The following is a 20,050-nucleotide window of genomic DNA, read 5'->3' as shown; positions in this document are numbered from 1 at the left end:
AAGCTCAAGAGCGGCCAGAAGCGCAAATCGATCATCGTCGCATGTTGGAAACAAGCCGAGCTGTGGTGATGTCATGACTTACGTAAGTCTCAATAGCTGCTTTTCATCAAGCCATTTCGCAATCGCATCGTTCACGCGGTCCGGACATTCAAGCGGCAGCCAGTGACCACCTTCAATCGAAACGACGGTGAGATCGGCGCATGTTTTTCGCATGGGATCGCCTGACGCGCTACGCGTGATGTCGCAGATCGGATCCCAAAGTCCATTGAGAAAGAGCACGGGAAGCGTCAAGCGGCCCGCATTCGGCGCCGAGCGTGCAAATGCGATATTCGCTTCGTCATTCAGATACCACGCGATCGTTCCGCGAAATCCGCTCGACGTGAAACTGCGCACAAAGGTGTCGAAGTCGTGCTCGCTCATCATCGATTCGTCGCGCGGAATGTCTGGCGCACGATGCGCCGCACCGAAACGTCCGCCTTTGGCGCGCACGCTTGCTGTCGGTGACGGTTGACCGACTGCGTTCGGCGAACCGCGCCTGAAAATCGCGGCGAACGTTGCGCGAATGTCGGCTTCGAAATCTTTTGTGGCCTGATCGAACTGCTCGTTGTAGAACGCGTAGTAATCCCATTGCCCGAGCGGGAATGCATCGAGCGGGTAGAGCGCCCGGTCGACGAGCGGCACTATACTCGACAACGCGAAGCCATCCGGCAGATACGGGACCGAGATGTTCACAATGGCAAGGCAACGGTTTGCATGATGCGCGGCCAGGCTCGACACGACAGGACTGCCCCAATCGTGACCGACCCAGACAGCAGCATCCGCGCCAAGCGCGTCATGCAGCTCGATCATGTCGGCCACGATTTCGCACAGCGTGTAGGCGGTAGTGGAAGTGGGGATGGACGAGCGGCCATAGCCGCGCATATCGGGCGCGATGCATCGCCAGCCCGCATGCGAAAAGTACTGCATCTGGCGGCGCCACAGAATGCCAAGCTCGGGCCATCCGTGCACGAAGATCATCAGCGGACCATCCGCCGGACCGCATTCGATCCATGCCGTTTCGTGCCGTGGGCTACGGTTCACATGATGGACCAGGCTATCTGTGCTGGCGCTTGCTGGCATTGTCATCCGAGGCTCCCGCAATGACGATTCATGGAATCGATCAGGGTCGTGACATCCGATCCGGTAGATCGGCGCGAATTTCATCGCTTAAGCGTGCAGCGACTACGGAACGGCTGGCTATGCAGGTTCCTGCGACGAACGCACCATAAACGGCCCGTACGGTCGATTGCCGCCCTATGCGCAAGACCGTTCGAGCGTACATGTTCGACTACCGTATGCGCAACAAATATGAAAGCACTCAAGATCATCGGCGCCATCGTCGTGATATTCGTCGTCGCGTTTGCCGGCGTGTTCTGGCTGACGGGCGGCATCAGCGATGCGGCCACAGGCTTCTTTCAGACGGTCGCCAAAGACGGTGCCAAAGCAGCGTATGACAGCGCGTCGCCGGCATTCCGCAGTTCGGTCACGCCCGACGGCTTCGAGACGTTTGCAGCGGCGAACGGACTGTCCCGCTTCAAGTCGGCATCGTGGACGAACCGGCATGTCGAGGGCAACCAGGCGCGCCTCGTGGGTTCGATCACGCTCGATGACGGCAGCCCACGGCCCGCCACCGTCAACCTCGTCAAAGGAGACGATCGTGTGTGGCGGGTGCTGTCGGTCGATTTCGAGCAGGCAGGCGTGGCGACGTCGAGGCCGTCCAGCGATGCCGCGCCGCAGCAGGTTGCGCAAGCGAACGCGTCGAGCCCGCCAGCAGCCGAGCCGGTTGCAACCGCGCAGGCTCAGACGCCGGAGGGTATCGAGCATGTCGAGAGCGTGAACGGCGTGCCGCCGGGAACCTTCGAAAAAGTGCAGGCCTACTTGCGTCAGCCTTTACTCGCTTCAATGGCGCGCGAGCAGTTCGTGCGCGTGGAGCAAAGCCTGCCGGGTTACTGTCCTTCGATGAAGTGGCGCTCGTCGAATCTGCTGATCCTCAGAGGCCCGGTATTCGATACGAGCAGTGGGATTGCCGGCGGTACGTTCCGAGAGTCATGGACAGGGCAGGGATGTGGCGACGCGCATCCTGTGCTGAACCTGTGGACGGTCAGCGCGCCGAACCAGCCGCCGCATGTGTTCCAGAGCTATCCGGGATCGTCCATCGCCGATCCGCAGGTGCAGCGCGACCTGCTGCCGATCGCGCAGACCAGCGCCGCCGCGCGCGTGCCGTCGTGCGGGAATCTGGGCGTGGTCGACACGCATTTCGACACCTATGAGGGCGACCCGATACGCACGGTAAATGGACGGATGCAGCGGCCATGGCGAGAAGAGTGGTTGATGACTGGATGCTCGCACGCCGTCAAGATCGTCATGCATTTCGTGCCCGACGCGTCCGGCACATCGGGTGTTTCGCACCCGACGGATAGCGTTCTGTTGCAGTGAATAGGTTCTACATCTTTCGTTATCCAGATCAAATATGTCTAATAGCAAGAGTCCTGGAAAATCAAGCGCGGTGTGGGTAGTCGGCGGCATATTCGCGGCTATCGGCCTGGTGATGATGGCGGCTGCTGCTCGTCAGCTAGCGATTGACCCGATGCCGGAGACCGTGCCTGTCGCGTTTCTCGCGTTCGGCTGGGCGTCGTTTTCGATGGCGGTGTCAATCGCGATCGGTGCGATGTCGTCACGCTCGGTACTGCGCTCGGAGCGCACCGATACCGAGAGCGGCACAGTCACGCTTCACCAGCGGTCGCCAGACGGCATTCGCCCGTCGTTCACGCTAACCGGACCAGGCGCGACCGCCGAAGGGGAAGCCGTCATCCGGGTACAGACCCGCGCGCCCGCGCTGTTCCTGGGCGCGGCATGCGTTGCGCTGTTTTGCACGAGCATCGCGCTCGTGTTGCACGCCCGCGTGAGTCTTATCGGCGCAGGCATCGCGTTGCTGATCTGCTTCTATATGGCCAACTGGGCGAAAAACGCGTGGCCGCGCGCCGGGCAGGATCCCGCTTGAGCGTTCATTCGCAGTTCACGGTGAGATTGTCGATCATGTCTTTCGCTGTCGTTCCTGAACGCGTGTCGTTGACGAACACGCTGTGCCGTGTCGTGCTGCTTGCAGCTTGCGCAGCCACGTCGTTTGCAGCGCGTGCTGACGTGAAAACACCTGAGCAATACTGCAGGCAGGTTGGCAACGACGATACGCTGCGCGAGATCCCCGATTCGCTTGCGCCGAAGGTGCAAAAGCTGTTCGGCATCGACAGTGCCGACGACGCGAAGCTGGACGTTACGTCACGCTGCATGAACGGCAAGTTGATCGCCTGCAATTCCGGCGCGAATCTTCCGTGCGGCAAGGCGAACGTCAAACGCGTCAATCCGGCAGCGAACCAGTACTGCAATGCCCATCCGAACGACGACGTACCAGCCGGCATTGCCGGACACGATTCCGTCTATACGTGGCACTGTCACGGCATCAGCGCGCAAGCGGGCAGTGCGCAATGGCACGTCGACGCTCGCGGCTTTGTTTCGGAGGTGTGGAAGCCCGTGCCGTGACGCAGCGCCGTCTACGGCGATCACTGACTGGCAGGCTTGTTCGCCGCAGCCGCCTGGCTCGCAGCCTTCTGCTTTTTAGCCGCTTCGTGGTGACCGATCGCGCACCCGCCAGCGGCGCCCGCCACACCGTGTTTACCGGCCATATGACCCGCGACGCCGCCGACCGCGGCCCCTTTCAGACACCCAGCCGCTAGCGCCTGCGTGGAACCGGTCAGCGCGACCGCAGCGCTGAGCGCGAACAGAACGAATCCTTTTTTCATAGCGAAGCCTCCCGTGAAAACATCGAACATTGCGACTGAGCAGTGAAGCCGCAACGCGCATGCCCGGATGTCGACGTCACACATTTCCGCTTCACTGCATACCGCTCATTTCGTGTAACAGGAGCATTTTCTTAAGGTTGCCATAAGGCTTTATTAGCGCGATCTCGCCGCTAGAAACATGATGTTCGCTACGTTGCCCGTTCGAGCTACCTATCGTTACAGTCCTGACAATTCCTTAATCCATCAGCGGATAAACAACTCATAGAATCGGTCGTAAGGTGATACGTGAATTCGTTTTAAGGAGCGTCAGATGGAGCGCAAGATCGCCGGATTACTAGGCACACTGGCTGGACTCGCTACTGTGGGAAGCGCGGTGGGAAGCACGGACGCGCATGCCGCGGGCAATGCCGCGGCGACGTCGCAGGAACCGCTTGCCGTCAATTCCTATTCCGATCTGCTTCAACCCATTCCGAACGCGGTCGAGGCGTTGAAAGCCCATAACGCGGTACTGGACGAGCAGGCCCGCAATGCGCTGCCCGAGATGGAAGAGGTGCAATGGAACCGCGGGCGCGAACACCATCATCACCACCACCATCATCATCACGGCTATTACGCGCCGCGTGGCGAGTACTACTATCAGCCCCCGCCGCCGCCCGTGTACTACGAGCCGCGTCCGCCGGCCTACTACTATCACCACCATCACCACCACCACCATCATCATTACAACGGGGCGGTGGTCGTGCCGGGCATCGGCATACAGTTCGGGAATGACTAGTCGCGGGGTGACTAGTCGTTGTCCGCGCGGTCTCTTGCGCGAGCCGCGCCCAGAATGCGACGGTAGGTGCCGTCGAACACCGTGTTCGTGGACGAGGTCCACGTCGAGTCTTTGCCTAGCGTCTCGCGGCTGGCATGAATTCGCCGCGACTGCATTTCCCGCTCGGCGGCTTCCTCGGTCCCCATCGGTTCCAGCGCGAGGTCGGGCTCCGACGGCACCACGCACAGCTGCATGAACGGCTCGCCCGGACGGAACACATGAACGCCGTCTCCGGGCGGCGCCTTGAACACCACGAAATTGATCATCGGCCACCACGACGTGCGCAGGAGCGCCGGTACGGCGAGCGGTACGTCGTCCGTGTCGCTCAGATAGAAGCGCGGATGCGGTTCGGTGCGAACGGCGAAGCCCTCCGGCACTTTCAGATCGAGCAGAAGCTGATAGGTGTAGAAGCCTGCACCGAACGAGCGGAATGGCGGCCAGCTCACGCCGGTGTCCGGGTTGGGACCGAAGTCGCCATCGAATACGAATTCTCCATTTCGGCGCGACACGCGCACTTCGTGGTCGTATGGATAGAAGAGTTCGATGCCGTACTGCGCACCCTCGACGAAGGGCAGGCAATGCCAGCCCTGTTCATGCGAGCCGTCGCGCCGGGGCTCTTTCGTGCCGCCCCAGCCCGGCACCTCGACCTTGGTGCGACGAGGTGCGAGGCGCGGCAGGTGCAGCCGGTATTTGACGTTCAGCATGGCGGTTCCCTGTTCATGATCGAAGCATCGCCCCCCCACATCATAGCGAAGGTTCGCACAGGTTATTTGTGCGATGTCGATGGTCCTTAAGCTGCGCTTCAGTCTTTTAGTGCTGGAAATGAATGTCGAAACAATCATTGTCGAAACGCGCAATAAAGAACAGTACAACGAATGAGTCTGGATAAGCCTGACCTAAGGTTCGATACGTAAACTGGACTTGTCGTAACAGCCGCACGAAGCCAATGCGCTTCGCGTTGATGCGGCGATTTCAGTGTTAATGCCTTGGAGAAACGAGATGAACAAGAGTATCGCGATACTTGCGGCCGGTGTGATGCTGGCCGTGTCCGCATCGAGCTTTGCGCAGGTACAGAATGCTGCGCCCACACGTGCTGAAGTGAAGGCGCAGGTCGCAACGGCGGAGCAGGATGGCACGCTGCATTCGTCGAAGGTTCACTATCCGGAAACGACGCCCGAGGGCAGCGACAACGCAGGATTCGGCACGGCAACGAACGGTTCGTCGGATATCGGCTCGCCTGCCATGGGCCACTCGACCATCAATCACTCGATGACGAGCGGGCAGCCGGGCACGCTATTCGAGCACCACTAGGCGCATCCCGGTGTGCTAAACGCGTTCGGTGTTCTGCAATTGAAAGAGAGAATGCGACACCGGAATTTTTTTGAATACGACCGCATGTCACGGTACTCAAATGTAACGAGATGTGCGATCGACGCTTCAGCACGGGCGAACAGCCCATGCAGGCGAGATCGGCTGCATGCGATGGGTAGCCCTTCAGGCTGAAACCTGAATCCTTAAGAGAACCTTAAGGATGTCAGTCGATCTGCAATCGCTGACTTTCCCAACCGTTACAGCAGTGCGGACGGCCGTTCCTCGACGGTGCGACGTCGCACTGCATCTGCACGTCATCCCGAAGGTCTTCGTGCGAGCGTGAGAATACAAACGCTTACACACGTTCCAACGGTTGCGGGGCAAATTTGTGACACTCGTCGAACGCAGTGACGAAGTTCGCCGAAGTTCACATAACAACCGGGGATCGCAGCAGATCGATATGGAAAGTTTCGACTATCACATTCAAAGTTTATTGCTCGCTCACCTGTCGCACTATGTGCTGATCGGCAAGCTGATGATGCTCGTCAGCGGATTCGATGTATTCAAGGGACTGCTGCCCGTCGCGATTCTCTGGAGTCTCTGGTTCAGTCAGGAAGACCGGCAAAAACGTCGTGAACTGGTGATCGCCGCGCTGGCAAGCGGTCTGGTTTCTTTGCTGCTCGGGCGAGCGCTCGCGCACTATCTGCCGTTCCGCGTGCGCCCGATGTACGACCCGAACCTGCATCTGACTTTTCCGATGACCGGCGCATTGGGCGACAACCTGCGCTTCTGGAGTTCGTTCCCGAGCGACCACGCGATGATCTGGACGTCGATCGCGATCGGCATTCTGCTGATGTCGCGGCCATTGGGCATTCTGGCGCTGCTGCACTGCTTCCTGATCATCTGCCTGCCGCGCGTCTACCTCGGCCTGCACTATCCGACCGACATCCTGGCCGGCGCGTTGATCGGCATCGTGGTCACGTTGATCCTGACGCGTGAGCGTCCGCGAAAATGGTTCGCAGTACCGGTCATCCGGCTCACCGAATCGTATCCGGCGTGGGCTTACACCACCGCGTTCCTCGTGTGTTTCGAACTCGCCACGATGTTCAACGAGCCGCGCGAACTCATGCAGACCGTCATTCACGCGCTGTGATCGACGCTGCTTTAGACGCGAACAGCGACGCGAAGCGCGACGCAGTCACACACTAACGCGGTGCGCGCTTGCCCGAACGCCACCCAGACTCGCCGCCGGGAACGCGGTCGGCGCGTTCGTCACGCTTCTTATGATCGCCGGACAGCGCATGTTCGGCGATCTGCCAGTAGACGAGACCCGGCACGTAAAACAGCACGTCACGTATGCGCCGCGCGCCGGCGAGCGCGAGGCACGTCGGCGCATCGAGCCCCAGCATGCCGCCGATCAGCACGAAGCCGCCTTCCTGCACCCCGAGACCACCGGGTACCGCGAACGCGATGCTGCTCACGAGCTGGATCAGTGCTTCGATCACGAAGGCTTCCGCGAAGGTCGCGTCCACACCCAGCACGCGCAGTGCGATCCAGATCTCCAGCGCGAAGCCGAGACACTGCAGCGTCTGCCAGATGAACAGGTAACGCGCAACGACACCGGTCTGCCGCCAGATGAGTTTGACCGCCTGATCGATGCGGCCAGGCTGGCCGATGAGGTCGTACACCTTGCCGCTCGTGATGCGGTTGAACGCATGCGCGATGCGTTCGAACGGCCGCGCGTGCTGCACGACTGCGAACAGCAGCAGCACGGGTGTGAGTCCCGCGATCGACCAGACGAGTTGCCCGACGGTATGCGCGGTGCCCGAGCGCGTGTGTTCCAGCAGATAGCCGACTGCGACGAGCGCGTAAATCAGCTGGCTGATCAGTGTGAGCTGCATGTCGGCGACGAGACTCGCAACGGCGATCGGCGGGCGGACGCCGAGCGCGCCGAGCATCCGGAAGCTGACGATTTCACCGCCGATCCGCGCGACGGGCAGCATGCTGTTGATCGACTCGCGTATCCACACCAGCTTGAACATCGCCATCAGCGATGGGCGCTGCGCCTTGCGGATCAGCGTGCGCCAGTCCCACGCATTGGCGAGCATCGGCAGCACGTGCACGCCGGCGGACAGCAGGAGCCCCGCGCCGGCGGCGCGCAGCAAATGGAAAATGGTAGCGGGATGTTCGCGCCAGACGAGCCAGCACGCAATCGCGAGACCGCAAAGAGCAACCAGCCGGCCGACGTATTTCATCTGACCGCGTTTTCCTCGTCGGAGTGGTTCGGCATGAAGTCCGCCGTGGCGTGCATGCCCGTACCCGATGCGTCCTTGAAAACCGGCGTGAGCAGGCCGGCTGCATCCACGCGGAAATATCGGCCTCGCCAGATCACGCGCGAAGAGAAGAAGCTCGCCACGTAGATGCCGAACTGGATCAGATCGCAGGTGGGCAGACACCACAGCCCGCTGCGTCGCGCACCGGTCGCGCGATCGGCGCGCAGGATCAGCCACGCGCGAGCCAGCAGCGACACACCGGCCAGCGTCCATGCGTAAGGCGCGCCAGCCGACAATAGCACCGCGAGTATTGCAAGCGGAAGCGGATGCATCAGCACCGCGCCGAGGTGCCCGGACCGGTCCGCCGCGCGGATCGTGCGGCACCAGCGCAACTCGTGCTTGAGCAGGCTCGCGAGCGTATCTTCGACGCACGCGTGCTGGACGATGCTGGGCGGAATCGCGACGGTCGCGCCGGTTCGACGGACGGCCTCGCCGATCTCGAAGTCTTCCGCAAGGTGATGCGCGAACTGCGTGAGACCACCGATGCGCGACAGCATGTCGCGCGTCATCGCCACCGTCTGGCCGAAGCACGGCCGCGCGCGGCCCAGCGCGAGCCCGGTGATCACGCCGGGCAGGAAGTGATAGTTGATCGATGCGGCAGCGAAGCGCGGCCACACACCCGGCGCCGGCAGACCGCTATACACGCTCGTGACGAGTCCGACTCCAGGCTCCTGCAGGGCGCCGACGATATGCAGCAGATAGCGGCGATCGACGCAGACGTCGCTGTCCGCGAAGCACAGTACGTCGTGTTCCGCGTGCTCGAGCATGTTCACGAGATTGGCGATCTTGCGGTTGGGCCCGTAAAGCCTCGCATCGGCGACCACGCGAATCCGCGCCTGCGGGTAGCGTGCGCGCAGTGCTTCGACCGCGGCGAGCGCGGGGTCCGCGCTGTCATGTACGCCGAACAGATACTGGATGGGCCCGGGATAATCCTGCTCGACGAAACTCGCGAGATGTTCCGCGAGATTCCACTCGTCGCCGTGCAGCGGCTTGACGATCGTGACGCCGGGGTAGTGGCTGGGGGTAGCGGATCTGCGCGCGAAAAAACGTCCGATCAGCGCGCCGGCAAACAGCGTGTAGACGATTCCCAGGACTGCACACACCCCGAAGAGCACAGCAAACAGTTCAGGCAGCATGCGCAGCAGGTGCAACACGGTCATGGGGTCTCCGGGAGTCGTGACACGCCTCGTGCGCACTCGAACCGGCTGGCGCGCAAGGCAAACGCCGATATTGATCGGCTCCGATGTCAGTCATGCTACGGCGCGTCCCGCTCGAGCCGGTAACGCTTCGGCCCGTGCACTTCGAGACGCTTACGGAATCCATTCGATCGGGTTTCAGACCAGGCCCGAAATGAACCGGATCGAATGAAATCATGCAGTAGCTTAACTGATCGACTCCAGAAAGACATTCCTGAAGCACAAGCCGAAGCCTTTGCCGCTTCATGACGCGCAGGTGACGCGCACATGACCCGCAAGACGGATGCCGTGAAGGCACGCACTCGCCGGCCATCGAACTTCGCACGTCACACGCTTTCCGACGCGACGGGCAAGCCCTCCGCTTTCCAGCGCAGCATGCCGCCGGCCAGGTTGGCCACCCTTGCAAAGCCCGCCTTGCCGAGCAGCACGCTCGCCTGGGCCGAGCGGACGCCCGAGCGGCACACGGCCACCACCGGCCGCTCGCGGTCGAATTCGCCGAGCCGGTCCATCAGCTGCGACAGCGGCACGAGCTTCGCATCGGGCAGATGACCGAGCCGATCGATGAATTCCGGTGCTTCGCGCACGTCGACGATCTGTACCGACGCCGCCTGTTCCAGCAGCGCCATCGGCTCGATCTCCCAGACGCCGCTGAAGCGCAGCGTGAGCGGCGCCCAGTCGGGCGTTTCGGCGATCGGCGCGGCATTGTCAGGCTTGCCGCAGCGCAGGTTCGCCGGCACCGCGACGGCCATCTGCTTCGGGTGCGGCAGATTCAGGTTGTTCATGTAGCCGGCGAAGTCGCCGAGATCCACGTCGCCGCCCAGGCGCGGATTGAAGCGGCGCTCTTCGGCCACGCTCGTGACCGTGATGCCGCGATAGTCGTGCGCAGGATAGAGCAGGCAGCTGTCGGGCAGCGACAGGATCTGCTCGCGCACGGACGCGAACAGCTGTTCCGGACTGCCGCCCTGGAAATCGGTGCGGCCGCAGCCGCGAATCAGCAGGCTGTCGCCGGTGAACGCCATGCTGCCGTCGTCCAGCAGGTAGGTGAGGCAGCCGTTGGTGTGGCCGGGAGTCGCGCGCACTTCCAGATAGCGCGTGCCGAATGCGATGCGATCGCCATGTCGCAGCGGCCGGTCCACGCCGTCTGCGCCGGCTGCTTCGGCGAGCGCGATCTGGCTGCCGCAACGCTCGCGCAAACGCCAGGCGCCGGTCACGTGGTCGGCATGCACGTGGGTGTCGAGCGTGGCGCGCAGGCGCAGGCCCAGCTCCTGCAACAGCGCCATGTCGCGCGGCACGTGCTCGTAGACGGGATCGATCAGCACTGCCTCGCCGCTGCGGGCATCGCCGAGCAGGTACGTATAGGTGGACGACACGGGGTCGAACAGCTGGCGGAAGATCATCGCGGACCTCTTGTTGTAGCGCGCGTGCGCGGCGGTCCTTGCGGGCCGCCGCGTTTCCTGTATGTCAGCCCGGTTGCTTCGTGGTGCGCAGATACGGCTTGATGGTCTTGAAGCCGGGGAACAGCTTGTCGGCTTCGTCGTTGCTCACCGCGCCCGTGATGATCACGTCGTCGCCTTGCTTCCAGTTGACCGGCGTCGCGACCTTATGCTTCGCGGTCAGCTGCATCGAATCGAGCACGCGCAGGATTTCGTCGAAGTTGCGGCCGGTGGTCATCGGGTAGGTCAGCATCAGCTTGATCTGCTTGTCGGGACCGATGATGAACACCGAGCGCACGGTGGCGTTGGTGGCGGCGGTGCGTCCTTCGCTCGTGTCACCGGCCTCGGCGGGGAGCATGTTGTAGAGCTTCGCGACCGCGAGATCGGTGTCGCCGATCATCGGATATTTGACTGCGGCGCCCTGGGTTTCCTCGATGTCGGCCGCCCAGCGCGCGTGGTCTTCCACCGGGTCCACCGAGAGGCCGATCAGCTTCGCGTTGCGCTTCGTGAATTCCGGCTCGATCTTCGCCATGTAGCCGAGCTCGGTCGTGCAGACGGGCGTGAAATCTTTGGGATGCGAGAACAGGATGGCCCATTGATCGCCGATCCAGGTGTGGAAATCGATGGTGCCTTGCGTGGTGCGCGCGGTGAAATTGGGCGCGACGTCGTTGATTCGAAGTGACATGGTGCCTTCCTGTGATGTGATTGACCGAAGGGAGAGGCCCGAACAGGCCCGGCTGATGTTATGAACTGCGGTTATGAACTGCGCTTGCGAACTGCGATGGGAACGCTAGCGGGACCAACCACTGCTGAAGATGCGCTATGCGTCCGGCGGGCGAAGACGCTCGTCGGTACAGCATGATCGCGCAAATCGGTGGCGTTGGTTCGGCGGCGAACGAAATTCGTCAGCCACGCGGCCCGATCCTTGCTGCCGGCAGAAGCGTGTCGATTGCAACTTGTCAGGAGATTGCCATGCCGGATAACGAAACCAGCAAGCACGCGCCGCTGAAGGAGCGCACGCCCGAGGAACGTCACGCGATGCCCGACGGGCAGTCGCGCGTCGCGAAGGAAAGCAATCCACCGCGCTCGAACGTGCATCCCGAGCAGACTGCGGAAGTGCCGTACGGCACCGGCTCGCAACCCGAGCCACCGGGCGGCGGCGGGCGTCATTCGCAGCAGCGCAAACCGTGACCATCTGTCGCAGCCCGTCCTACAACACGACCTGCACGCCCAGTTCCACGACGTCGTCGCCGCCGAGTCCGTAGTACTCCGCGCTCGAGGTCGAATGGAACGACATCTCGCCGAACAGCGCCTCGCGCCAGCGCGGCATGCGGCCGTGCGAGCCGCCGCGCATCACCTCGTCGCGCGGCAGGAAGAAGGTGGTGTGGTCCGGATCGAAGCGCCAGTCGCCGAGATGGCCTTCGAGCATCGCGAGCAGCCGCGGCAGGTTCGGCCGCTCGACGAAGCCGTGCCGCGACACGATCTCGTAACAGCCTTCGCCGAGATCGCGCACTTCGATACGCGTGTGATCGTCGACGCGTGGTGCCGATTCCGAGCGGTTCGCGAAGAAGATCGACGTCTCGTGCAGCACGCGGTTGTGGCGCACGTTGCAGCGTAGCGCGGACGGCGTCATACCCGACATGTTGCCCGGATACACAGCGGTGCCCGGCACGCGCGCAGGGGGCTCGTCGCCATGCAGCGTCTCGCGCAGGAACGCATCGAGCGGCTGCGCGCGCGATGCGCGCAACGCGGCCAGTTCGCGGCCGCGATTCCACGTGGCCATCAGCACGAACAGCACGATGCCGACGGCGACCGGAAACCAGCCGCCCTGCGGAATCTTCAGCGAATTCGCGGCGACCAGCATCGCGTCGATCGCAATCAGCGGCACGCTGAGCGCAGCCACCGCGAGCCACGACCAGCCCCAGATATGCCGCGACAGACTCACCATCTGCACGGTCGTGATCAGCATCGTGAGGCCCACCGCGATGCCGTACGCGGACGTCAGCCGGTCCGAACTGCGGAACGTCAGCACGAGGAACAGCACTGCCGCGAACAGCACTGCGTTGACGGCGGGCACATACACCTGGCCGCGCTGCGCTTTCGACGTTTCAACCACACGCAGCCGCGGCAGAAAGCCGAGCTCGATCGCCTGGCTCGTCATCGAAAACGCGCCGGAAATCACCGCCTGCGACGCGATTACCGTTGCGAGCAGCGCGATGATGACGGTCGGTATCAGCGCCCATGACGGCGCCGCCAGGAAGAACGGTTGCTGCGACGATCCCGGCTGATACAGCAGCGTGGCCGCCTGCCCGAAGTACCCGACGACGATCGACGGAAACACGACGCACAGCCACGCGAGACGGATCGCGCGGCGCCCGAAGTGGCCGATGTCGGCGTACAGCGCTTCGGCGCCCGTCAGCGACAGGATCACGGCGCCGAGCACGATGAACGCAAGCGATGTGTGGTGCTGCGCAAGCGCGAAAGCCCACGCGGGCGACAGCGCGCGCAGCACTTCCGGATGCTGCACGATCCGATAGAGCCCGATTGCGGCGAGGTAGACGAACCACAGCAGCATCACCGGCCCGAACGCGCGGCCCACCACCGCGGTGCCGCGCCGCTGGAACAGGAACAGCCCGATCAGGATGGTGGCCGCGGCGGGCACGACGAACGGATCGAACTTCGTGCTGATCTGGCTCAGGCCCTCGACGGCGGACAGCACCGACACCGCCGGCGTGACCATCGAATCGCCGTAGAACATCGCGGCGCCGAAGAGCCCCGCCATCAGCAGCAGGCGCGGCACCGACTGGCCGTCCTTCTCGTAGCCGGAGCGCACCAGCGCCGTCAGCGCGACGATGCCGCCTTCGCCCTCGTTGTCGGCGCGCATCACGTAGCAGACGTACTTGCCCATCACGACGATCACGACGGCCCACACGATCATCGACAGCACGCCCATCACGGTCGTCACGTCCACCGAGCCGGCATCCACCACGCCTTGCCGCAATGCGTAGATCGGGCTGGTGCCGATGTCGCCGAATACGACGCCGAGCGCGCCGAGCATCAGTCCAGGCAACGCCTTGCTGCGTCCTCCCTGGTCCTGCTGCGGGTCGCGGTCAGCATCGTCGCGCAACTGTTCGGCGCGGCCGCTGTCGTGGCGTTCGTTTCCCGTGTGCTGCCGGTAACGGCCCGGTGCCGGGGTGGTCGGGCTGTTCGACTTCATCCGTACGAGCCTCCATGAACTGCGACGACGGTGTTCAAGCAAAGTGCATACCTCGCGATGGAGATGTCGGCGCGCACGGGCGCGGACACGAACGTCGGGCGCGCTTTATGCGGACCATTGAATGTCACGGACACCACGGGGGAAACGCGATGCGCGAACCTGCAACAGGAAAATCCGCACACGGCGCGGGCAGTGCAATGAATGCGGACAAACACGGCAACGAGGTCTTCATGCTGCCGCCGTCCGACTGGGTGCCGAACAACCGCAAGCTACCGGTCGTGCTGTATCGCAACGTGCTGCAAGGCGACGACGAACGGCTGATCGACGGCTTCGAGGCGATGTTCGAGCGCAACCGCTGGCCGGTGCAATGGCGCGACGGCATCTTCGACTATCACCACTTTCATTCGACGGCACATGAAGTGCTCGGCGTCGTGTCCGGTTCGGCGGAGGTCATCCTGGGCGGCCCAGGCGGGCGCGTCGTGCATCTCCATGCTGGCGACGTCGTATTGTTGCCGGCGGGCACCGGACATTGCCTGCAGTCGTTCACGGGGCGTTTTCGCGTGGTGGGCGGGTATCCGGAAGGGCAGCAATGGGACATCCGGCGCGACGCGCTGACGCCCGCAGAGGTGCAGCAGATGGAAGCCCTGCCGTTTCCGGCGAGTGACCCGGTGCACGGGGCGGCGGGACCCGTCCCCGAGCACTGGCTTCACGCCGCGTGAATGACGTACAAAGCGCGACGTACACAGCGAAGTGCGCCGTGAGCGCGGGTGCGCGGGCGTTCGCGCGGAACGCCGCGGCCGCGCGCCTAGGCAGCACCATCAGCCTTCCCGATACGCCGCCATCACGAGCCACAGGTCGCGGCTACCGTCGTCCACTTCGGCGGCTAGCGCGAAATCGTCCGACGGACGGCAGCGCTCTTCCAGCGCGTGCCGTGCCGCTTCGGCGTCGTCGAAGGTCTCGTCCGTCAGCTTGCGCACCTCGCGGCGGTCGCGAAACATGGTCTCGCTGGACCGGTAGACCAGCGGTTCGTGCCGCCATTGCTCGAAACATCGGGCGACATGATCGAAGTCGCCACCGCAGACATTCACCTGAAAATGCATCTTTTCCATGACCGTTCTCCCCGTTCCGCGGTCCGGCGTGACGCTCGGTCCGCCGCGCGGAGCTTCATCGCTATGCATCGATACCTTCTATGCAGCACATGCCATACCGTTGCGCGAAAGATCGCGCCCGATCACCGGCTTTTTTGCTATGGGCCGCCGACGGCAGCGGGTCGCGCGGAACGCGATGTGCTTGCGGCGAACGCAATCGTGAAGCCGCTTCGCGGGCGCGGAGCGGCGCATATGTCACCGCAATGACTTGCGTCAAAGCGATGATCGAACGAAGGAAATAGCATGTTCGCAGTCGAGAGCGACATGTCAACACTGCGGTGAACCGCGCCGCGGCGCAACCCTTAACGGCATGCGTGCGGTTCGAATCGATAAGGAGCAGCGAGATGGCCGAAGTGACCAGCGACACCGCCCTGACGTCCGACGTTCTCCGCGACATGGACCGCTACTGGCGCGCCAGCAACTACATGGCCGCCGCGATGATCTACCTGCGCGATAACCCGCTGCTGCGCGAGCCGCTGCAGCCTGGGCATCTGAAGAACCGCCTGCTCGGCCATTGGGGTTCCGATCCGGGCCAGAACTTCCTGCTCGTGCATCTGAACCGCGCGATCAAGGCGCGCGATCTCGACATGATCTACCTCGCAGGTCCTGGGCATGGCGCGCCGGCTTCGCTCGCGCACTGCTATCTGTCCGGCCATTATTCCGAGGTGTATCCGGACTGCGCACAGAGCGTGGACGGCATGCGGCGCTTCTTCCGGCGCTTCTCGTTTCCGGGCGGTATCGGTTCGCACTGCACGCCGGAAACGCCCGGCTCGATCCACGAGGGCGGCGAACTCGGTTACAGCCTGTCGCACGGTTATGGCGCGGCGTTCGACAACCCCGACCTGACCGTCGTCGTGATGATCGGCGATGGAGAAGCGGAGACGGGACCGCTTGCCACGTCGTGGCATTCGAACAAATTCCTGAACCCGGTTCGCGATGGCGCGGTACTGCCGGTGCTGCATCTGAACGGCTACAAGATCGCGAATCCGACGATTCTCGCGCGCATCCCGCATGAAGAGCTCGAAGCGCTGCTGACGGGTTATGGCCATCGCCCGTACTTCGTCGAAGGCGACGAGCCGGAAACGATGCATCGGAAGATGGCGGAGACGCTCGACCGCTGTCTCGACGAAATCCGCGCGATCCAGCGCCACGCGCGCGAGACGGGCGATACGACACGCCCGCGCTGGCCGATGATCGTGCTGCGCACGCCGAAGGGCTGGACGGGGCCGCGCGAAGTGCATGGCCACCAGGTGGAAGGGAGCTGGCGCGCGCATCAGGTGCCGATTGCCGATCCGTCGACGGACAAAAAGAGCCTCGCGCTCGTCGAAAGCTGGCTGCGCAGCTACGAGCCCGACACGCTGTTCGACGAGGAAGGCGTGCTGATTCCCGAACTGCGCGCACTGGCGCCGGAAGGCACGCGGCGCATCAGCGCGAATCCGCATGCGAACGGCGGCGTGCTGTGCCGCGCGCTCGAAATGCCGGACTTTCGCGCGTTCGGCGTGGAGACGCGCAAGCCTGCCGCCGAATACTCGTCGCCGACCGAAGCGCTCGGCCAGTTCCTGCGCGAGGTGATGCGGCAGAACATGCACAACTTCCGCGTGTTCGGTCCCGACGAAACCGCGAGCAACAAACTCACGGCGATCTACGAAGCGTCGGGCAAGACATGGCTTGCGCAATACGAGCCCAGCGACGCAGACGGCGGCGCGCTCGCGCCGGATGGCCGCGTGATGGAAATGCTCAGCGAGCACACGCTGGAAGGCTGGCTCGAAGGCTATCTGCTGACCGGGCGTCACGGTTTCTTCGCGACGTATGAAGCGTTCGTGCACGTGATCGACTCGATGTTCAACCAGCACGCGAAGTGGCTGGAGAAATCGAAGCGCGATCTCGACTGGCGCGCGCCGGTGCCGTCGCTGAACCTGCTGATCACGTCGCTGGTGTGGCGACAGGATCACAACGGCTTCACGCATCAGGACCCGGGCTTTCTCGATGTGGTGACGAACAAGAGCCCGGACGTGGTGCGCATCTATCTGCCGCCCGATGCGAACTGCCTGCTGAGCGTGGCCGATCATTGCCTGCGTTCGCGCGACTACGTGAACGTGATCGTGTCGGACAAGCAGCCGCATCTGCAATACCTCGACGTGGACGCGGCCGTGACCCATTGCACGAAAGGCATCGGCATCTGGGACTGGGCGTCGACCGATCAGGGCGCGGAGCCCGACGTCGTGATCGCAAGCGCTGGCGACATCGCGACGATGGAGGCGCTGGCCGCCGTCGAAATCCTGAAGCACCACTTCCCCGCGCTGAAGATCCGCTTCGTCAACGTGGTCGATCTGTTCCGGCTGATGCCGGATCGCGATCATCCGCATGGGCTGTCGGACCGAGATTTCGATTCCCTCTTCACGCATGACAAGCCGGTGATCTTCAACTTCCACTCGTATGCGTCGCTCGTGCACAAGCTCACGTATCGCCGCGCGAATCACGAGAACATGCACGTGCATGGCTATCACGAGAAGGGCAACATCAATACGCCGCTCGAGCTCGCGATCATCAACCAGGTGGACCGCTTCTCGCTCGCGATCGATGCGATCGACCGCGTGCCGAAGCTGCGCGGCGTCGGCGATCACACGAAGGAATGGCTGCGCGGCCAGATCATCGAGCATCTCGCGTACGCGCACAGCGAGGGCATCGATCAGCAAGCGATCCGCGGCTGGACATGGCAATCATGAGCGCGGTGTCTTCGGCGGGCTCCGCGGGTTCGACTTCCTCGCGCCGTACCGTGCTGGCGTTGAACAGCGGTTCGTCGTCGCTGAAGTTCGCGCTGTACGACACCGCGAGCGACGACCTGCCGTTGCTGCTGGAAGGCAGCGCGGACGGCATCGGTCACGATAGCGGCAGCTTCACGATGCATTCCGCCGACGGCACGATCGACCTGCACGACGACGGTATCTTCGAATCGCAGACGGATGCGTTGCAGCGTTTCGCGGATGCGCTGAAGGAACACGACTGGGCATCGCCTGCGATGGTCGGTCATCGGCTCGTGCACGGCGGACCGCATCTGCGCCGGCATCAGCTGCTGACCGATGCCGTGCGCGAACAGCTCGAAGCGGCGGTGCATTTCGCGCCGCTGCACATTCCGCCGGCGCTCGCGTTGATCGACGAGGCGACGCGCCGTTTCGCCGGCGCGCGCCAGGCGGTCTGCTTCGATACGGCCTTTCACGAAACGCTGCCGCCGCAGGCTTCGCATCTGCCGCTGCCGAAGCGTTACGCGGAGGCGGGCGTGATTCGCTACGGTTTTCACGGGCTGTCGTACGAATCGATCGTGCGGCGCTTAGGTCATCCGATGCCGGCGCGCGCGGTGTTCGCGCATCTCGGCAATGGGTCGAGCGTGTGCGCGGTGCGCGATGGGCTGTCGGTGGATACGTCGATGGGCATGACGCCGACCGGCGGCGTGCCGATGGGGACGCGCAGCGGCGATCTCGATCCCGGCGTGCTGCTGCATCTGATGCGCACCGAACGTCTCGACGCGGATGCGCTTGAAACGCTGCTGAATCATGAGAGCGGCCTGGCGGGTTACTCGGGCGGCGAAAGCGACATGCGCGCGCTGGTCAAGCGCGCGGGGGCAGGGGATGCCGACGCCGCGCTCGCGATCAACGCCTATACGACCGCGGTGCGCAAGACGATCGGGGGCTATGCGGCGCTGCTGGGTGGCATCGATCTGCTGGTGTTCACGGGCGGTATCGGCGAGCACAGTCTAGAGGTGCGTCGCGCGGTGTGCGATGGCCTCGCGTTCTGCGGCATCGGGCTCGATGATCCCGCCGGCCGGGTGCGCGTGCTCGTGAGCGAAGAAGAACGGCAGATCGCGATGATCTGCCGCGGGCTGCTTAACACGATTGCATGAGCACGATCACATGAGCGCTATTGCTTGAGCGCTATTGCTTGAGCGCGCCGCTGATCCAGCGTTCTTCGGACGCCATCAGATGCGCGCGAATCGCGGTCTGCGCGGCGATCGGGTCGGCGGCCTGCAGCGCCTTGACCACTTCCGTATGCTCACGCACGGCCGCGGACCACGTCTCCGGGCCCTCCGTGTGACCGCGCATCGCGGTCGCGATCGGATCGTGCCGGCTGTCGTACAACTCGCCGACGAAGCGGGTCAGCACCGAATTACCCGCGGTCTCCGCGATCAGCAGATGGAACTGGCGGTCCGCATCGACCGGCGACTTGCCGGCCGCGGCGAGCCGCCCCATGCGTTCGACGCAGCGCTGCAGCTTGTCGAGCGTCGCGCCCGTCATGCGCGCGGCGGCCATCACGATCAGCGCGCCTTCGATTGCCGCGCGCGCCTGCATCAGTTCGGACGGGCTTTCGCCCAGCGCGGCGAGCTCGGTGTCGTTGTCGCTGCCTGTGCCGTCGTCGCGAACGTAGACGCCCGAGCCCATGCGGATTTCCACCCGCCCGCCGATCTCCAGCGCAATCAGCGCTTCGCGCAATGAAGGCCGCGACACGCCGAGGCGTTGCGCGAGTTCGCGCTCCGGCGGCAGGCGCGCACCGGTCGGGAATTCGCCCTGACGGATCAGCGCGAGAATCTGCGCGGCGACGGCCTGATACAGCCGCTTGGGTTCTGTCGATTTCATGGTCGATGCCTAGGTGGCGCGTGGGGCTGAAGGCCAGACCGGTTCGGCGCGGACTCTAGCATAAGTGATCGCACTGGCTTGACCAATTTTCAGAATAAACTTATTTTTCAATCTGGTCAGGCCAGACGTCAACT

General features: G+C 63.5%; 20 protein-coding genes. 10 read left to right on the top strand and 10 right to left on the bottom strand.

Going from position 1 to position 20,050, the window contains the following annotated elements; all coding sequences use genetic code 11:
* Positions 1 to 78: 78 nt before the first annotated feature.
* A complete protein-coding gene (locus tag DVS29_RS32510) occupies positions 79 to 1,203 on the bottom strand; it encodes an alpha/beta fold hydrolase (RefSeq protein WP_240655926.1) in 1,125 nt (374 codons plus the stop codon).
* 144 nt (positions 1,204 to 1,347) lie between these two features.
* On the opposite strand from DVS29_RS32510, the gene DVS29_RS32505 reads away from it, so the two are divergent.
* The 3 genes from DVS29_RS32505 to DVS29_RS32495 all read left to right on the top strand — a co-directional run bounded on the left by DVS29_RS32505 (position 1,348) and on the right by DVS29_RS32495 (position 3,576).
* Entirely contained in the window at positions 1,348 to 2,475 is a 1,128-nt protein-coding gene (locus DVS29_RS32505) for a DUF4864 domain-containing protein (protein WP_118184648.1), read from the top strand.
* 151 nt (positions 2,476 to 2,626) lie between these two features.
* Entirely contained in the window at positions 2,627 to 3,040 is a 414-nt protein-coding gene (locus DVS29_RS32500; RefSeq protein ID WP_118184646.1) for a hypothetical protein, read from the top strand.
* Between the two features lie 35 nt (positions 3,041 to 3,075).
* Positions 3,076 to 3,576, top strand: coding sequence for a hypothetical protein (locus tag DVS29_RS32495; protein ID WP_124800745.1), 501 nt, complete (start codon positions 3,076 to 3,078; stop codon positions 3,574 to 3,576).
* A gap of 20 nt (positions 3,577 to 3,596) precedes the next feature.
* On the opposite strand, the gene DVS29_RS32490 is transcribed toward DVS29_RS32495, so the two are convergent.
* Positions 3,597 to 3,836: a hypothetical protein gene (locus DVS29_RS32490; protein ID WP_118184659.1), complete on the bottom strand. Its 240-nt coding sequence runs from the start codon at positions 3,834 to 3,836 to the stop codon at positions 3,597 to 3,599.
* A 310-nt stretch (positions 3,837 to 4,146) separates the two neighbouring features.
* Here DVS29_RS32490 and DVS29_RS32485 point away from each other — a divergent pair, with 310 nt between their 5' ends.
* Positions 4,147 to 4,611, top strand: a complete 465-nt coding sequence (locus DVS29_RS32485; RefSeq protein WP_118184642.1) for a hypothetical protein — start codon at positions 4,147 to 4,149, stop codon at positions 4,609 to 4,611.
* Positions 4,612 to 4,622: 11 nt separating this feature from the next.
* Here the strand turns inward: DVS29_RS32485 and DVS29_RS32480 are convergent, their stop codons facing one another.
* Entirely contained in the window at positions 4,623 to 5,354 is a 732-nt protein-coding gene (locus DVS29_RS32480) for a hypothetical protein (RefSeq protein ID WP_118184640.1), read from the bottom strand.
* Between the two features lie 295 nt (positions 5,355 to 5,649).
* On the opposite strand from DVS29_RS32480, the gene DVS29_RS32475 reads away from it, so the two are divergent.
* Positions 5,650 to 5,961 (top strand): DUF4148 domain-containing protein, encoded by a 312-nt coding sequence (locus tag DVS29_RS32475; RefSeq protein WP_118184638.1) that lies wholly within the window; start codon positions 5,650 to 5,652, stop codon positions 5,959 to 5,961.
* Between the two features lie 460 nt (positions 5,962 to 6,421).
* On the top strand, positions 6,422 to 7,114 hold the full coding sequence (locus DVS29_RS32470; RefSeq protein WP_118184636.1) for a phosphatase PAP2 family protein: 693 nt from the start codon (positions 6,422 to 6,424) through the stop codon (positions 7,112 to 7,114).
* A gap of 52 nt (positions 7,115 to 7,166) precedes the next feature.
* Here the strand turns inward: DVS29_RS32470 and DVS29_RS32465 are convergent, their stop codons facing one another.
* The 4 genes from DVS29_RS32465 to DVS29_RS32450 form a co-directional block, all read right to left on the bottom strand.
* Entirely contained in the window at positions 7,167 to 8,216 is a 1,050-nt protein-coding gene (locus DVS29_RS32465) for a lysylphosphatidylglycerol synthase domain-containing protein (RefSeq protein WP_118184634.1), read from the bottom strand.
* Positions 8,213 to 9,454: a bacteriohopanetetrol glucosamine biosynthesis glycosyltransferase HpnI gene (gene hpnI / locus DVS29_RS32460; protein WP_118184631.1), complete on the bottom strand. Its 1,242-nt coding sequence runs from the start codon at positions 9,452 to 9,454 to the stop codon at positions 8,213 to 8,215. Before hpnI ends, DVS29_RS32465 begins: the two co-directional genes overlap by 4 nt.
* 362 nt (positions 9,455 to 9,816) lie before the next feature.
* Positions 9,817 to 10,887 carry an MBL fold metallo-hydrolase gene (locus tag DVS29_RS32455; RefSeq protein WP_118184629.1) on the bottom strand — a complete coding sequence of 357 codons (1,071 nt, stop codon included), beginning with the start codon at positions 10,885 to 10,887 and terminating at the stop codon, positions 9,817 to 9,819.
* A 64-nt stretch (positions 10,888 to 10,951) separates the two neighbouring features.
* Positions 10,952 to 11,608 (bottom strand): peroxiredoxin, encoded by a 657-nt coding sequence (locus tag DVS29_RS32450; RefSeq protein ID WP_118184626.1) that lies wholly within the window; start codon positions 11,606 to 11,608, stop codon positions 10,952 to 10,954.
* A 287-nt stretch (positions 11,609 to 11,895) separates the two neighbouring features.
* Between DVS29_RS32450 and DVS29_RS32445 the strand changes: the two genes are divergently transcribed.
* Positions 11,896 to 12,114: a hypothetical protein gene (locus DVS29_RS32445; RefSeq protein WP_118184657.1), complete on the top strand. Its 219-nt coding sequence runs from the start codon at positions 11,896 to 11,898 to the stop codon at positions 12,112 to 12,114.
* Positions 12,115 to 12,133: 19 nt separating this feature from the next.
* Here the strand turns inward: DVS29_RS32445 and DVS29_RS32440 are convergent, their stop codons facing one another.
* Positions 12,134 to 14,140, bottom strand: coding sequence for a potassium transporter Kup (locus DVS29_RS32440; protein WP_240655925.1), 2,007 nt, complete (start codon positions 14,138 to 14,140; stop codon positions 12,134 to 12,136).
* 230 nt (positions 14,141 to 14,370) lie between these two features.
* Between DVS29_RS32440 and DVS29_RS32435 the strand changes: the two genes are divergently transcribed.
* A complete protein-coding gene (locus DVS29_RS32435) occupies positions 14,371 to 14,859 on the top strand; it encodes a cupin domain-containing protein (RefSeq protein WP_420816182.1) in 489 nt (162 codons plus the stop codon).
* 99 nt (positions 14,860 to 14,958) lie between these two features.
* Here the strand turns inward: DVS29_RS32435 and DVS29_RS32430 are convergent, their stop codons facing one another.
* Positions 14,959 to 15,249: a hypothetical protein gene (locus DVS29_RS32430; RefSeq protein ID WP_118184622.1), complete on the bottom strand. Its 291-nt coding sequence runs from the start codon at positions 15,247 to 15,249 to the stop codon at positions 14,959 to 14,961.
* A 383-nt stretch (positions 15,250 to 15,632) separates the two neighbouring features.
* Here DVS29_RS32430 and DVS29_RS32425 point away from each other — a divergent pair, with 383 nt between their 5' ends.
* Entirely contained in the window at positions 15,633 to 18,014 is a 2,382-nt protein-coding gene (locus tag DVS29_RS32425; protein ID WP_118184620.1) for a phosphoketolase family protein, read from the top strand.
* The gene (locus DVS29_RS32420; RefSeq protein WP_118184618.1) at positions 18,011 to 19,186 is read left to right on the top strand and encodes an acetate/propionate family kinase; all 1,176 of its coding nucleotides are present in this window, start codon (positions 18,011 to 18,013) and stop codon (positions 19,184 to 19,186) included. The genes DVS29_RS32425 and DVS29_RS32420 overlap by 4 nt, the downstream gene beginning before the upstream one ends.
* Positions 19,187 to 19,217: 31 nt before the next feature.
* Here DVS29_RS32420 and DVS29_RS32415 read toward each other — a convergent pair whose 3' ends face one another.
* The gene (locus DVS29_RS32415) at positions 19,218 to 19,916 is read right to left on the bottom strand and encodes a FadR/GntR family transcriptional regulator (RefSeq protein WP_118184616.1); all 699 of its coding nucleotides are present in this window, start codon (positions 19,914 to 19,916) and stop codon (positions 19,218 to 19,220) included.
* Positions 19,917 to 20,050: the final 134 nt, after the last annotated feature.

Source organism: Paraburkholderia phosphatilytica (genome assembly GCF_003443895.1).
Taxonomy (GTDB): Bacteria; Pseudomonadota; Gammaproteobacteria; order Burkholderiales; family Burkholderiaceae; genus Paraburkholderia; species Paraburkholderia phosphatilytica.
The sequence above is the reverse complement of the archived record's forward strand: the minus strand, read 5'-3'. Positions and strand labels throughout refer to the sequence as shown.